Below are 13,910 nucleotides of genomic sequence, written 5' to 3'. Positions count from 1 at the left end.
AAAACGGATGTTTTGCACTGTTTTTGTCGAAGATGATAGGAGGGGGTGTGGATAACCTGAAATCCCCTTTATGACAGGCTTTTGTAAAAAGTGCGATTGTGGTATTCTAATATTTTGGATACAGTTTTTTAGCCTATTCTTAAATAACGATATAAACGAAAAATATAAAAGTAACGAAAGAGAGGTGAAGGAAATGGAACTCGATACTATTGCGGCCATTTCTACTCCAATGGGAGAAGGAGCGATTGGAATTGTTAGGATCAGCGGTGATGATGCCATCAAGATTGCCGATCGTTTCTACAAAGGAAGAAAAGCATTGTCGGAAGTTGACACGCACACGATCAACTACGGCCACATTGTGGACCCTAAAACGGATGAAACCGTAGAAGAAGTGATGGTCAGCGTCATGCATGCTCCCCGTACATTTACCAAAGAAAACCTGATTGAAATCAATTGTCACGGTGGGCTTGTATCGGTTAACCGCGTATTGCAGCTTGTTTTAAACGAAGGAGCAAGACTGGCTGAACCTGGTGAGTTTACAAAGCGCGCGTTCCTAAACGGACGTATTGACTTAAGTCAGGCTGAAGGAGTAATGGACCTCATTCGTGCAAAGACGGATCGAGCAATGAACGTTGCCATGAGTCAAGTGGAAGGGCGCCTGTCCAACCGCATCCAAAAATTAAGACAAGAGCTACTAGAGACCGTGGCACACGTGGAAGTAAATATAGATTACCCGGAATATGACGCGGAAGAGATGACTTTGGACATCTTAAGAACGAAAGCAGGGTATGTAAGAAATGAGATCAATAAGCTTCTTGATACAGCGCAGCAAGGGAAAATTCTGCGAGAAGGCCTATCCACTGTCATTATCGGACGGCCAAATGTAGGGAAATCATCGCTGTTAAACAGCCTTGTTCATGAAAATAAGGCCATTGTGACTGACATTCCAGGTACAACTCGAGATGTAATTGAAGAGTACGTGAATGTTCGCGGTGTTCCCCTTCGCCTTTTGGATACTGCAGGAATCAGAGAAACGGAAGACGTTGTAGAACGCATTGGCGTTGAACGATCCAGGCAGCTGATAAACGAAGCTGAATTGGTTCTTCTAGTAGTGAATAACAACGACGTTTTAACAGAAGAAGACGAGAAACTACTAACGATGAGTAAAGGGCGAGATTCGATCATTATCGTCAACAAAACGGACCTTGAGGAGAAGGTGGACATGGATAGGGTTAAAGAACTGGCCGAAGGACGCCCGATCCTGACGACATCTTTACTAAAGGATGAGGGGATCGACGAATTAGAAGAAGCCATTAAGGCATTATTCTTTGAAGGTGACCTTGATTCCGGTGATATGACGTACGTGTCCAACTCCCGTCACATTGCTTTATTAAATCAGGCGAGTGTTACGATTGACGATGCCCTTCAGTCTGTAGAAGCTGGTATGCCGATCGATATGGTTCAAATCGACATTACAAAGGCGTGGGAACTGTTAGGAGAAGTCATTGGTGACAGTGTAAATGAAAGTCTGATTGACCAGCTGTTTTCGCAATTTTGTTTAGGAAAATAACGTGAATGTTTAAATAAGATTTAAACATCCTCTGAAGGAGGAAAAGGTATGAATTATCAAGGTGGAGAATTTGATGTGATTGTCATAGGCGCAGGTCATGCAGGAGTAGAGGCGGGGCTCGCTTCTGCTCGAATGGGAGCGAACACGCTCATCCTTACGTTAAACCTGGACGCTGTAGCCTATATGCCTTGTAACCCATCTGTTGGTGGCCCTGCAAAAGGAATTGTTGTTCGTGAAATTGATGCATTAGGTGGGGAAATGGCGCGAAACATCGATAAGACCCACATTCAAATGCGTATGTTGAATACAGGAAAAGGACCTGCTGTTCGCGCACTAAGAGCACAAGCTGACAAATTCTTGTATCAGCACGAAATGAAGAAAACCATTGAAGAGACCGAGAACTTGCTTCTCCGTCAAGGGATGGTCGAAGAATTGATCGTTGAAGATGGGGTATGTAAAGGTGTGGTTACGCAAACGGGGGCTGAGTATCGCTCAAAATCCGTCGTCGTCACAACGGGAACATACCTTCGTGGAAAAGTCATTCTCGGAGATCTGGCTTACGACAGTGGTCCAAACAATATGCAACCATCGGTTAACCTAAGTTACAATCTTCAAAAGCTAGGTTTTGACATGGTTCGCTTTAAAACAGGAACACCTCCACGAGTAAACAGCAACACAATTGATTATTCGAAAACAGAGATTCAGCCGGGAGATGATGTACCTCGTGCATTCTCCTATGAAACAACAAAATATATTACAGACCAGCTTCCGTGCTGGCTGACCTATACAAATGACGCGACTCATGAAATCATTAACGGAAACCTTCAGCGCTCTCCAATGTATTCAGGTATGATTGAAGGAACAGGTCCAAGATATTGTCCGTCCATCGAAGACAAGATTGTTAGGTTTAGTGATAAACCTCGCCATCAAATCTTCCTTGAGCCAGAAGGTCGTAATACCTCTGAAGTCTATGTGCAAGGTCTGTCGACTAGTTTGCCGGAAGATGTGCAGTTGAACATGCTAAAAACGATTCCGGGACTTGAAGAGGTTCGCATGATGCGTCCAGGCTATGCTATTGAATATGACGCGATTGTTCCTACTCAGCTGTGGCCATCTCTTGAAACGAAAAAGATCGAGTATCTTTTTACAGCCGGTCAAATAAACGGCACAAGCGGTTATGAAGAAGCAGCTGGACAAGGACTCATGGCCGGAATTAACGCAGCATTAAAAGTTCAAGGTAAAGAACCGCTTATTTTGGATCGATCAGAGGCGTATATGGGCGTTCTCATCGATGACTTAATTACAAAAGGAACAAACGAGCCGTACCGTCTTCTCACTTCACGTGCGGAATACCGTTTACTTTTGCGTCATGACAACGCAGACCTTCGCCTGACTGAGAAAGGCCATGAGATTGGTTTGATCGATGACGAACGTTTTGCCCGCTTTGAAGCGAAAAAAGAAGCGATTTCAAACGAGATTAAGCGACTTGAAAAAACAACGATTAAGGCATCTGAAGAAGCACAATCGGTTCTCGAAGCCATTCCATCTTCCCCGTTGAAAGATGCAATGAATGCGACGGTACTGTTAAAACGTCCAGAAGTTTCATATCACCATGTGGCACAGCTCGCACCGTCAGAAGAAGAACTCGATGCAGATGTGCAAGAGCAAGTAGAGATCCAAGTGAAATATCACGGCTACATCGCAAAACAAATGGAACAAGTACAACGTCTAAAGAAGATGGAAACGAAAAAACTTCCTGTAGATCTTGATTATATGGCGATTAACGGTCTTGCAATGGAAGCGAGACAAAAACTTTCTGAAGTAAAACCGTTGACCATGGCACAAGCTTCACGAGTGTCCGGCGTAAATCCTGCCGATGTATCTGTTCTTTTAGTGTATATGGAGCAGGGCCGATTAAAAAAAGTGCATGCATCAAATAAAGCTGAAGAGTAACGGCGATAGAAAAGGTGAGAGCATGAAGGTAGACGAATTTCAGCAAGAGTTGGAAAAGAGAGGAATCACTCTCGACGATACACAACGATCTCAGTTTGAACGCTACTTCGAAACGTTGGTAGATTGGAACGAGCGCATGAATTTAACGGCAATCACAGAGAAGGAAGATGTTTATTTAAAGCATTTTTTCGACTCGATTTCCGCTGCTTTTTATCATGACTTTACGAAAGTAGAAACTGTAGTAGATATTGGGGCCGGGGCCGGATTTCCTAGCCTGCCCCTGAAGATTTGCTACCCTCATTTGGACGTAACCATTGTCGATTCTTTGAACAAACGCATTACATTTCTCCATGCCTTGGCAGAAGAACTCGATCTAACAAGCGTCTCTTTTTATCATGATCGTGCAGAGCTTTTTGGTAAAAAGAAAGAGCACCGTGGTCGCTATGACGTAGCAATGGCTCGTGCAGTGGCCAGACTACCTGTCCTTAGTGAGCTATGCTTACCTCTTGTTAAACAAGGAGGAACCTTCTTGGCTATGAAAGGTGCGGGAGCGAAAGATGAGTTGGGCGAATCAAAGAAAGCCTTTCAACTTCTAGGCGGTGAGCTAGAAGACGCAAATGCATTCACTCTTCCGAAAGAAGAAAGTGAACGCTCTATAATTAAAGTGAAAAAAGTAAAGCAAACGCCTGGGAAATACCCAAGAAAGCCGGGAACACCGAACAAGCAGCCGATTGTTTAAGACTTTTATTCTTAGGGCTGGAGACTAGACAGTTGAGGGTACGTGGTCCTGCGGAGCCATAATAACGATACGATTTAAAAATATTGTAGAAATCCGCGATTTTTATCATAATTTTTACAGCCCCGATTAGCAGGATTCTTTTATGATTTTCTCGAAATGGAGTAAGGTAGTTTTCAGAAGGTGGTGTCGCCATGAAGCAGTCGTTTTCACGCTTGTTTGGCCTAAACGAAAAACAACAAGAAGAAGTTGAAGTGAGTGACAGAGAGGAAGTAAAGAAAATTCCCATAGTCGATATCGTTCCAAACCGGTACCAACCTCGTACGGTTTTTCAAGACGAGCGAATCGATGAACTTGCTCAAACCATTAAGACTCATGGTATTATTCAGCCGATTGTCGTCCGTGAGCGAGAAGGGAAATTTGAAATCATTGCAGGGGAACGTCGTTGGCGTGCAGTCACAAAATTGGGTTGGGAAACAATTCCCGCAGTCGTTAAAGAATTTAACGATGCCCAGACCGCATCTGTTGCGTTAATTGAAAACTTGCAACGGGAAGGATTAACGTCCATTGAAGAAGCCATGGCCTACGCAAAGCTCATTGATATTCACGGCCTTACACAAGAAAGCCTTGCACAGCGTCTAGGAAAAGGACAGTCCACCGTAGCGAACAAATTAAGACTTCTGAATCTCCCGCAAGAAGTCCAAGATGCTCTTTTAGGACGCCTCATTACTGAGCGTCATGCAAGAGCGTTAATTTCTCTTAAAAATGATGAAAAACAAATCAAGCTCCTTGCAAGGATCATAGAAGAAGAGTTAAATGTAAAGCAGACGGAAGAGCAAGTCAAACGCATGATCGAACCGAAACCTGAAAAGAAGAAGCCTATTCGAAAAGGGTACTCAAGAGATATGCGCCTGGCGATGAACACCATCCGTCAATCCCTTGATATGGTGGCTCAATCCGGTATGGAACTGGATACGAACGAAGAAGAAAATGACGATTATTATCAATTCACGATCCGGATTCCCAAATCATAATGAACTCATTAAAAAAGCATTCGCCCCCATATCGGTGACGAATGCTTTCTTTTTTTGAGGTGAGGTGGGCTAGAGGAGGCAGTTAGTGAAGGGATTAAGCCGTTAATTGTAGGTGTGAAGCCGTAAATAAGGAGACTCAACCTGTGAATTGGTGGTTCAAAACCGGGAAAAGTGATCTCTTACCTGTGAATACACGGGGCTTAGCCGTGAATCCGGCCGACAACTGGTGATGCTGAGCTAAACCGTGAATCCAGCATTTAAACCCGTCAATACCACAAGCTAAGCCGTAAATTAAGCATCCTAACCTGTGAATACACGGAACCAAGCCGTGAAACCGAAAGCTCAACCCGTCAATCTACCTAACCAACTAATCTATTTATTCCCCACTAATCCGTTATTTTTCCTCAAGAGGGATATAAAACACGAGCGTTTTCCCATCAAGTGCTGCTTGGAGACGGTACACGAGCTGGTGACCGGCGTGGTTTGCTTCTTTAGGAGAGAGCTTTCCTTGTTCAAAGGCATTGACCCACTGCTCGACAGCTTTTTGTGCGAGTGGTGGTAGTGGCAGTTCGCCCAACTTCAGGGTTGATGCACAGTGGGAGCACGTTAAGGGGCTCTCGCGATCGAGCTGCAAATGGATGGACTCGAGTGGTGTTTCACATAGACAATACATCGGATCAGCCTTCCTTTATGATATCTCTAGGTATTTTATCATTTTTCTCCTTCGCACTTCCGCTTTTTCCCTGAATTCGTGGTAAAATATAACCTATTACAGAATATTTTGATCGTTTCTGTAACTTACTATTTTTCTTTTTACATGGCTGATCAAAATGAGGGAGCGGTGTGGCAGTAGACGTGAAAGCATCGCGACAGGAATGGAAAGACGTGTAAGTTTCTATGGATTCTTGTAACAAGAATCCCAACATAAAATCAGGAACGTGAAGTAGGTGACAAGATGGGGAAAGTAATTGCCATCGCAAATCAAAAAGGCGGAGTCGGAAAAACGACGACAGCAGTCAATCTAAGTGCATGCCTTGCAGCTCAGGGGCAACGGGTATTAATTATAGACGTTGATCCTCAAGGAAATACGACAAGTGGTGTTGGCATTGATAAAGGTGATCTTGATGAGTGTGTCTATAACGTTCTAGTCGAAGATATGAATCCGCGAGAAGTTATTCGACCAACAACGACAGAGCGACTTCATATTCTTCCATCCACCATTCAGCTTGCAGGAGCTGAAATTGAACTTGTTCCGACTATTTCCCGGGAAGTTCGATTAAAAAAAGCGATTGACCAAGTAACAAAAGACTATGATTACATTGTGATTGACTGCCCTCCATCACTGGGGCTTTTAACCATAAATTCTCTTACTGCGGCAGACAGTGTATTAATCCCTGTGCAGTGTGAGTATTATGCTCTGGAAGGGCTCAGTCAGTTATTGAATACAGTAAGGCTTGTTCAAAAACACTTGAATCAGCAATTGGCCATCGAAGGTGTTCTCTTAACGATGCTCGATGCACGAACCAATCTAGGTATTCAAGTGATTGAAGAAGTGAAAAAGTACTTCCGTGAAAAGGTATTTCAAACGATTATTCCAAGAAATGTCCGACTTGGTGAGGCACCTAGTCACGGAGAGCCAATCATTACGTATGACCCTCGTTCCAAGGGGGCGGAGGTTTACACAGAATTAGCGAAGGAAGTGGTGTCAAATGGGTAAAGGTCTTGGAAGAGGAATACAGGCACTCTTTCCGGATGATGAAAAACAGCATAAAGTGGATGAAGTGAAGATTAGTGAGCTCAGACCGAACCCTTACCAGCCACGGAAAAAGTTCAGTGACCAAGCCATTGAAGAGCTCAGAATGTCTATTTCCGAGCACGGTGTGGTGCAGCCAATCATCGTTAGAAAAAGCATTAAGGGCTATGAAATCGTAGTCGGGGAGCGCCGCTACCGGGCAGCAAAAGCCGCGAACCTGGAGACCATCCCGGCTGTCGTGCGAGAACTCACAGAAGATGAGATGATGGAGATTGCCCTTATTGAAAACATTCAACGCGAAGATCTGAATGCTCTTGAAGAAGCAAAAGCGTATCAAAAGCTTATGGAACATCTTCAAATGACGCAAGAAGATTTAGCCAAGAAGCTTGGTAAAAGCAGGCCGCACATAGCAAATCACCTCAGGCTTTTGCAGTTGCCAGAGACCGCACAGCAATTACTTGCCGATGGACAGCTTTCCATGGGGCATGGCCGGGCTTTGCTTGGATTAAAAAACAAAGACGACATTGCACCGACCATCCAAAAAGTAATTAAAGAAACATTTAGTGTAAGGCAACTGGAAGAATATGTGCAAAAAATGAACGACACCGTTTCACGTGAAACGACTCAAAAAAAGAAAGCTGTGTCACCTTTTGTAAAAGAAAGAGAATCGACACTGAAAGAATATTTCGGCACAAACGTGCAAATTAAGCAAGGAAAGAAAAAAGGGAAGATTGAAATCGACTTTTTTTCCGAGGATGACCTAGATCGTATCCTCACACTACTTGAACGAGAAGGATAGCCGATCAGACCATCGAACATCGGTGGTCTTTTTTATACGCTGTTTTTGGAAGAGACGGTCTTAACAGGGAACGACTTAGCAACATGGTACATAAAAGGAAGGCACTGAAAAAGTTTGATCTTTAACTTTTTCAGTGCCTTCCATAAAAGAGGGAGGGGTTGGATGATTTACTTGGACAATGCGGCGTCAAGCTTTCCGAAGCCTGATGAAGTAGCAAAGGCAGTGGCAGAGGCTGTGACTCAATATGGGGCGAACCCTGGGCGAAGTGGTCACCAGTTGTCGAGGCGCGCGGCATCAGTGGTGGAACAATGCCGAAAAGAGCTTTCCCATTTTTTCAATGGGTATGGTTCTGAGCGTGTCCTATTTTATCAAAATGCCACCGTTGCTTTAAACCAGGCTATACTAGGTTTTCCTTTCAAAAAAGGCGACCACGTTGTAGCTACAGTGTTTGAGCACAACTCCGTTCGTCGTCCCCTTGAATGGTTAGTAGAAGAAAGAGGCATTGATGTAACCTACATCACACCGAGTAAACAAGGTTGGACGAAGGACTGTCTAGTTAAAGAGCTGAAGCCAGAAACGAAAATGGTCGTTGCTACACACGCGTCCAACGTAACGGGGGATATGATTCCCTTGTCGGAGTGGGGAGAGGTGCTACGTGAACGAGTAGGGACAGTATTTGCGGTCGACGCATCCCAAACAGCAGGTGTAGTGCCGGTGTCGATGAAAGGTGAAAAGATCGATTTACTTGCGTTTCCCGGACACAAAGGCTTGCTCGGTCCTCAAGGGGTGGGCGTATTGATGGTGGCATCCGATATACAGTTACAGCCGATCCACTTCGGTGGTACGGGTAGTTATTCCAGTGATCGATTCCAGCCCGCGGTTTGGCCAAATGGAATGGAAAGTGGCACCCTTAACACCCCAGGGATTGCTGGACTGTTAAAAGGGCTTGAATGGGTACGTAACTGTGGAATTGAGACGGTTTTTGAACATGACCAAAAGCTTGGTAAAGCCTTATCTCAAGGATTGAGATCGATTGAGGGTGTAAAGGTCTATTCTTCACGTGGTGACGGAATCGGAGTCGTTTCTTTTGTTATTGAAGGTGTTGACGCCCATGAAACGGCAATGATTTTAGACGAACACTACGGTATTGCTGTTCGTAGTGGGCTTCATTGTGCCCCTCTTATGCATAAGTATTTAAAAACAGAGGAAAGTGGCCTGGTTCGAGCGAGTATCGGCCCTTTTACAACAGAAGAACATCTTGATGCTCTCGTCACAGCGGTGAGGGAAATTAAAGAAGGGTTACTCGGATAAGGAGAATGGAAGATGGTACTACTCGGTACAATAGTCAATGGTTTGGCGATTGTGATTGGCGCCTACATAGGAATGAAGCTTCAACGGATCCCAGAAAATATGAAAGAGACGGTCATGAAGGCAATTGGTCTTGCGGTTATTGTTCTTGGCATATCCATGGCTCTTGAAGGACAGCAATTTCTACTTGTCATTTTCAGTTTAGCTCTAGGTGGCATTCTTGGAGAGCGGATGAATTTGGAAGGGAGATTAAACGAGCTTGGAAGTATGATGGAAAGAAAGATGAAGAAGAGCAGCGGGAACATAGCAGAAGGATTTGTAGCTGCTACGCTTTTGTTTGTCGTTGGAGCGATGGCGATCATTGGCGCTCTTGATAGCGGACTTCGTGGTGATCATTCGGTCCTTTTTACAAAAAGTGTACTGGATGGATTCTCGTCCATTATTTTTGCGGCAACGATGGGTGTGGGCGTGATGTTTTCGTCTGTCCCTGTGGTTCTTTATCAAGGTTCCATTGCGCTAGGAGCAGCTTATGTGGTTACATTCGTTCCCGACGAGCTCCTTCAAGCGATGATTAGTGAGATTACTGCGGTTGGTGGTGTGATGATCTTGGCCATTGGGTTAAACATCCTTGGAATTACACCGGTGCGCGTAGCCAATTTGTTGCCTGCAATCCCGATAGCTCTCCTTTTCGTATGGATTCTCTCACTTTTGACTTAAAAAGGTTTTCTGACAAGGAATCGTTCGCATTCCCGGGTCAGAAAACCTTTTTTTATGTTTGTGATTTTGTCTGTGACAGGCTGGGCCAAGTGAATTTTTTCGGGGGTGAGGCTAACCCTCGAGTCGCACGAATGATCGACATTGCCATTACTTCAGCCATGTCCATCACAACGGCTAGACGAGTGTTTTGAAGCACCATCATCTCCATAAATCCGCCTACATTTACGATGCCTGTCATGTGAAGGTCACCGACAGGAGGCAACTGCTTTTTTACAGCCGAACCCGGTTTTAACGGACCGTCGGCCAAGCACACGTACCCCACACTAGTTGATCTGCCTAGACACGCATCGATGGCTAAAATAAGTGGATTCGTATGGGTATTTGCGATGAGTTCAAGCGTTTCTTCCAAGTTCACAGCATGAACCGGATGCTCTAGCGTTCCATACACATGAAAACGACGTATCGGCTGATCTGCCAATTTTGTTCCAATAAGAGGTCCGAGACTGTCTCCGGTAGAGCGGTCTGAACCGATACAAACGATCACCAAGTCCCTGTTCTTCTTTGCTGCCAATGCTGTTTTGAGGTGGGTTGAAAGTTCAATAGCAGCATTTGTTTCTTTTGAATGGATCCGATAAGGAGATGGGCGGTGATTTTGAAAAAGTTGTCCACGAAACATCATACAACCCCCTGTTCCCAAATAGTATTAACAGTATACGGAATCTTTCACGAATCTATACGTCTCAAAAAAGGTAGGAAAAGGGGAAAGAGACCATGTGGCTATCGGGTTTTAAGTGGATGTTTTTGATAATTGGTACAATTATAGGCGCAGGCTATGCTTCCGGTAGAGAGCTGTGGGAGTTCTTCGGTAGTGAAAGTGGCCTCGCGATCGTGTTGTTTGCGATTCTGTTCTTTATTTGTTGCTACGTGTTAATGACGATCAGTTTTCAAAATCGTACAGAACATTATATGCCTGTATTAAGAGAGCTGATGGGAAAGCGAATTACCGGGTTATATGATTACATGATCATTCTCTACTTATTTTCCACAACTATCATTATGATCGCCGGCGGTGGCGCCACACTGGAAGTGCTACATATTCCTTACTGGTACGGTGTTGCGATCATCTCGTTGCTTCTTGTGTTGCTTTTCGTATGGGGAATTAACGGTATGACGTCCATGAATGCCGTGATTATCCCGGTACTGATTGTGTTTTTGGTTGGTACTCTCTTTATCTTTCAATGGACCTCTGGTTTTGAAATCCGCTTTGATGTAGCGGCTCAGCACAATTGGCCGACGGCGTTTACTTTTACGGCACTTAATATCTTGCCCCTTGTGGCTGTTCTTGCGGCAATCGGGAAGAAAATTAAGCACACCAGTGAAATTTGGATTGCGAGTTTTGGAAGTGCTCTCGTTATGGGAGTAATCTCTTATCTTTATAATGAGTCGCTCTTAATTGTTGCGCATGAAGTGATGTTATATGAAATACCCTTATTTGCTATTTTGAAGCATTATCCTTACTTTATGGTCCTCGTTATGTCAGGACTACTGTGGGCCGCCATTTACACCACAGCAGCCTCCGGTATGCTCGGCCTTTGTACAAGGTTTAGGGAGTATGTGAATTATCCATTTTGGTTGATCGCTTTACTTTTGACTTTCCTTATGATTCCGCTAACGACCATAGGATTCTCCACACTCATTGCTATACTTTATCCTCTTTATGGGTTACTAAACCTCTACATTTTAGGAGCGATTCTCTTGTACCCAATTGTGCATAAATTCGATGAGCGGCCCGTGCCGTAAGCGTTTGTGATTGGTGTGGGTGTGTGGGTCATAACAGTCAACTTAAGGATTGAGTGTAGTAAATCAGTTGATGAAAGGTGTAGCCGGAACGTTCTGCGCTTTCCGTGGCTGTGCCGGCGAGCCTCCTCGGGCAAAGCCCTTGCGGGGTCTCTCCTGGCTCCCACGGCCACAGGAGTCTGAACATTCCGGCTACACCTAATCACATGCTCACATTTATATCGTCTATCATAGTTAAGAGTTTACGGTGTTTCACCAACCAAGTTGAGCACGCGCATATGGGATGTTATAAAACTTGATAAAGCAAAAAAGAGGTGTTAGAGGAGAAAAGTTGTATTAAAGCTTAAATAAGTGGATCAATATCACATTAAGCGGGACAAATCAAAAACAAGTGGATCAATCATACAAGCAACCCCGCCAAACCGAAATTAACTGGATCATACCAATTCTGAAATATCTTCCAGCATGATCATCACACCTCTTACAAAAACACGTTACGAAAACCTCATGCAATGTTGTATAATGTCTGCAAAGGACGAGGATGAAGAGGTGATCATAATGGCTGACAAAACGTTTCAGCTTTACGATGTGGTAGAAATGAAAAAGCCTCACCCGTGCGGGGAGAATCGATGGAAAGTCATCCGAATGGGGATGGACATTCGCATCAAGTGCATGGGGTGCGAGCACAGCGTCATGCTCCCAAGAAAAGAATTCACCAAGAAAATAAAAAAGGTGCTTGAGCACAACGAAGGATAATAGCCATGCCTGTCACTCTTTTAGTAGGGTTGATGGGCGTGGTTTTTTAGTTTCCTAAGGTGAATCTTTTCTCCTGTCAGTAAAATCAAGTTTCTTTTGACCGTGGCCCTTCCCTATTCTTCTTATTCACGACCATCTTGCACTTTTAGTCGAGACTAACTATAATTGGGAAGGATGAATATGTATGTCGTGACACTTGGAAAATAAAGTACGGTTGTCTGCTAGGCGGACAAGCCCGTTGAATAAAGGAGCATGCACTATGGCGTTAACAACAGGAATCGTCGGTTTGCCAAACGTAGGGAAGTCGACGTTATTTAATGCAATTACACAAGCAGGAGCAGAGTCTGCGAACTACCCGTTCTGTACGATCGACCCGAACGTAGGGATTGTAGAGGTTCCGGACGAAAGATTGGATAAGCTGACAGAACTGGTTGATCCACACAAAACGGTGCCTACAGCGTTTGAATTTACAGACATTGCCGGTATCGTAGAAGGAGCAAGTAAAGGGGAAGGCCTTGGGAACAAGTTCTTGTCCCACATTCGCCAAGTGGACGCGATCTCTCACGTGGTTCGTTGCTTTGAAGATGAAAACATCACTCACGTTTCCGGTAGCGTTGATCCGATTCGTGACATTCAAGTCATCAACTTGGAGCTAATCTTAGCTGACATGGAAACGGTAGAGAAGCGCTTGGCTAAAGTAAGCAAGATGGCGCGCCAAAAAGATAAGGATGCCATGTTCGAAATGGAGATCCTTGAAAAGTTCCGTGATGCATTTGAAAATGAAATGCCGGCTCGTAGTGTAAGCCTGACAGAAGAGCAAGACAAGCTTGCGAAGGGCATGCATTTGTTAACTAAAAAGCCTGTTCTATACGCTGCAAACGTAAGTGAAGAAGAGATTGTCGATCCTGACAGTAACGAGAATGTTCAAAAAGTACGAGAGTTTGCTGCTCAAGAAAACTCCGAAGTGATCGTGGTTTGTGCAAAAATTGAATCTGAAATTGCTGAGCTTGATGGAGAAGAGAAGCAAGAGTTTCTCGATGACCTTGGCATTGCCGAATCAGGGCTTGACCAGCTGATCAAAGCCGCTTACAATCTCTTAGGCTTGGAGACTTATTTCACAGCCGGGAAACAAGAAGTACGCGCTTGGACAATCAAGCATGGCACAAAAGCACCTCAAGCAGCCGGTGTCATTCACACCGACTTTGAGCGCGGCTTCATCCGTGCGGAAGTTGTTGCTTACGAAGACTTAGTAGCAGCAGGAACCATGAGCACAGCGAAAGAGAACGGAAAAGTCCGTCTCGAAGGAAAAGAGTACATCGTAAAAGACGGAGACGTCGTTCACTTCCGTTTTAACGTGTAATAAAGAGTGGTGAGAGCTTCCGGCAATAATGCCGAGGCTCTTTTGTTTTTTGGGGATTCATTATATAGGCTTGAGTATTCATTATAAAACGGGAAAATTCATTATAAACGCCCAGGGATTCATCATA

13 protein-coding genes are annotated in these 13,910 nt (G+C 44.4%); 11 read left to right on the top strand and 2 right to left on the bottom strand.

The features are described 5' to 3' along the window. The first annotated feature begins 193 nt into the window (after positions 1-193). The 4 genes from mnmE to noc all read left to right on the top strand — a co-directional run bounded on the left by mnmE (position 194) and on the right by noc (position 5,293). Positions 194-1,570, top strand: coding sequence for a tRNA uridine-5-carboxymethylaminomethyl(34) synthesis GTPase MnmE (mnmE, locus tag G476_RS0120810; protein ID WP_026691790.1), 1,377 nt, complete (start codon positions 194-196; stop codon positions 1,568-1,570). 48 nt (positions 1,571-1,618) lie between these two features. After that, complete coding sequence (gene mnmG / locus G476_RS0120805; RefSeq protein ID WP_026691789.1) at positions 1,619-3,523, top strand: tRNA uridine-5-carboxymethylaminomethyl(34) synthesis enzyme MnmG; 1,905 nt, start codon at positions 1,619-1,621, stop codon at positions 3,521-3,523. Between the two features lie 22 nt (positions 3,524-3,545). Beyond that, on the top strand, positions 3,546-4,262 hold the full coding sequence (gene rsmG, locus G476_RS0120800) for a 16S rRNA (guanine(527)-N(7))-methyltransferase RsmG (RefSeq protein ID WP_026691788.1): 717 nt from the start codon (positions 3,546-3,548) through the stop codon (positions 4,260-4,262). 191 nt (positions 4,263-4,453) lie between these two features. Further along, positions 4,454-5,293 (top strand): nucleoid occlusion protein, encoded by an 840-nt coding sequence (gene noc, locus G476_RS0120795; RefSeq protein WP_026691787.1) that lies wholly within the window; start codon positions 4,454-4,456, stop codon positions 5,291-5,293. Between the two features lie 394 nt (positions 5,294-5,687). Here noc and G476_RS0120790 read toward each other — a convergent pair whose 3' ends face one another. Next, positions 5,688-5,966: a hypothetical protein gene (locus G476_RS0120790; protein WP_026691786.1), complete on the bottom strand. Its 279-nt coding sequence runs from the start codon at positions 5,964-5,966 to the stop codon at positions 5,688-5,690. A 282-nt stretch (positions 5,967-6,248) separates the two neighbouring features. Here G476_RS0120790 and G476_RS0120785 point away from each other — a divergent pair, with 282 nt between their 5' ends. The 4 genes from G476_RS0120785 to G476_RS0120770 all read left to right on the top strand — a co-directional run bounded on the left by G476_RS0120785 (position 6,249) and on the right by G476_RS0120770 (position 9,870). Next, on the top strand, positions 6,249-7,010 hold the full coding sequence (locus G476_RS0120785; RefSeq protein WP_026691785.1) for a ParA family protein: 762 nt from the start codon (positions 6,249-6,251) through the stop codon (positions 7,008-7,010). After that, positions 7,003-7,845 carry a ParB/RepB/Spo0J family partition protein gene (locus tag G476_RS0120780; RefSeq protein WP_026691784.1) on the top strand — a complete coding sequence of 281 codons (843 nt, stop codon included), beginning with the start codon at positions 7,003-7,005 and terminating at the stop codon, positions 7,843-7,845. Before G476_RS0120785 ends, G476_RS0120780 begins: the two co-directional genes overlap by 8 nt. 162 nt (positions 7,846-8,007) lie before the next feature. Beyond that, entirely contained in the window at positions 8,008-9,156 is a 1,149-nt protein-coding gene (locus tag G476_RS0120775) for an aminotransferase class V-fold PLP-dependent enzyme (protein WP_026691783.1), read from the top strand. Between the two features lie 12 nt (positions 9,157-9,168). Next, positions 9,169-9,870, top strand: coding sequence for a DUF554 domain-containing protein (locus G476_RS0120770; protein WP_026691782.1), 702 nt, complete (start codon positions 9,169-9,171; stop codon positions 9,868-9,870). A 52-nt stretch (positions 9,871-9,922) separates the two neighbouring features. Here G476_RS0120770 and yyaC read toward each other — a convergent pair whose 3' ends face one another. Further along, the gene (gene yyaC, locus G476_RS22735; RefSeq protein ID WP_035187521.1) at positions 9,923-10,549 is read right to left on the bottom strand and encodes a spore protease YyaC; all 627 of its coding nucleotides are present in this window, start codon (positions 10,547-10,549) and stop codon (positions 9,923-9,925) included. A gap of 92 nt (positions 10,550-10,641) precedes the next feature. Between yyaC and G476_RS0120760 the strand changes: the two genes are divergently transcribed. From G476_RS0120760 to ychF, 3 genes are all read left to right on the top strand, one after another. Beyond that, on the top strand, positions 10,642-11,670 hold the full coding sequence (locus tag G476_RS0120760) for a YkvI family membrane protein (RefSeq protein WP_026691781.1): 1,029 nt from the start codon (positions 10,642-10,644) through the stop codon (positions 11,668-11,670). Positions 11,671-12,225: 555 nt separating this feature from the next. Next, on the top strand, positions 12,226-12,423 hold the full coding sequence (locus G476_RS0120755) for a DUF951 domain-containing protein (RefSeq protein ID WP_026691780.1): 198 nt from the start codon (positions 12,226-12,228) through the stop codon (positions 12,421-12,423). A 259-nt stretch (positions 12,424-12,682) separates the two neighbouring features. Then, the gene (ychF, locus tag G476_RS0120750; protein WP_026691779.1) at positions 12,683-13,783 is read left to right on the top strand and encodes a redox-regulated ATPase YchF; all 1,101 of its coding nucleotides are present in this window, start codon (positions 12,683-12,685) and stop codon (positions 13,781-13,783) included. The last annotated feature ends 127 nt before the right edge of the window (positions 13,784-13,910 follow it).

It is taken from the genome of Alteribacter aurantiacus DSM 18675 (assembly GCF_000429705.1).
GTDB classification, from domain to species: Bacteria; Bacillota; Bacilli; order Bacillales; family Salisediminibacteriaceae; genus Alteribacter; species Alteribacter aurantiacus.
The sequence above is the reverse complement of the archived record's forward strand: the minus strand, read 5'-3'. Positions and strand labels throughout refer to the sequence as shown.

What these genes read in the sequence shown, in the direction of transcription:
- mnmG (WP_026691789.1), top strand. Translation starts at nt 1,619, where the DNA reads ATGAATTATCAAGGTGGAGAATTTGATGTGATTGTCATAGGCGCAGGT.
- G476_RS0120760 (WP_026691781.1), top strand. Translation starts at nt 10,642, where the DNA reads ATGTGGCTATCGGGTTTTAAGTGGATGTTTTTGATAATTGGTACAATT.
- G476_RS0120780 (WP_026691784.1), top strand. Translation starts at nt 7,003, where the DNA reads ATGGGTAAAGGTCTTGGAAGAGGAATACAGGCACTCTTTCCGGATGAT.
- ychF (WP_026691779.1), top strand. Translation starts at nt 12,683, where the DNA reads ATGGCGTTAACAACAGGAATCGTCGGTTTGCCAAACGTAGGGAAGTCG.
- G476_RS0120770 (WP_026691782.1), top strand. Translation starts at nt 9,169, where the DNA reads ATGGTACTACTCGGTACAATAGTCAATGGTTTGGCGATTGTGATTGGC.
- G476_RS0120790 (WP_026691786.1), bottom strand. Translation starts at nt 5,966, where the DNA reads ATGTATTGTCTATGTGAAACACCACTCGAGTCCATCCATTTGCAGCTC.
- G476_RS0120755 (WP_026691780.1), top strand. Translation starts at nt 12,226, where the DNA reads ATGGCTGACAAAACGTTTCAGCTTTACGATGTGGTAGAAATGAAAAAG.
- noc (WP_026691787.1), top strand. Translation starts at nt 4,454, where the DNA reads ATGAAGCAGTCGTTTTCACGCTTGTTTGGCCTAAACGAAAAACAACAA.
- mnmE (WP_026691790.1), top strand. Translation starts at nt 194, where the DNA reads ATGGAACTCGATACTATTGCGGCCATTTCTACTCCAATGGGAGAAGGA.
- G476_RS0120775 (WP_026691783.1), top strand. Translation starts at nt 8,008, where the DNA reads ATGATTTACTTGGACAATGCGGCGTCAAGCTTTCCGAAGCCTGATGAA.
- yyaC (WP_035187521.1), bottom strand. Translation starts at nt 10,549, where the DNA reads ATGATGTTTCGTGGACAACTTTTTCAAAATCACCGCCCATCTCCTTAT.
- rsmG (WP_026691788.1), top strand. Translation starts at nt 3,546, where the DNA reads ATGAAGGTAGACGAATTTCAGCAAGAGTTGGAAAAGAGAGGAATCACT.
- G476_RS0120785 (WP_026691785.1), top strand. Translation starts at nt 6,249, where the DNA reads ATGGGGAAAGTAATTGCCATCGCAAATCAAAAAGGCGGAGTCGGAAAA.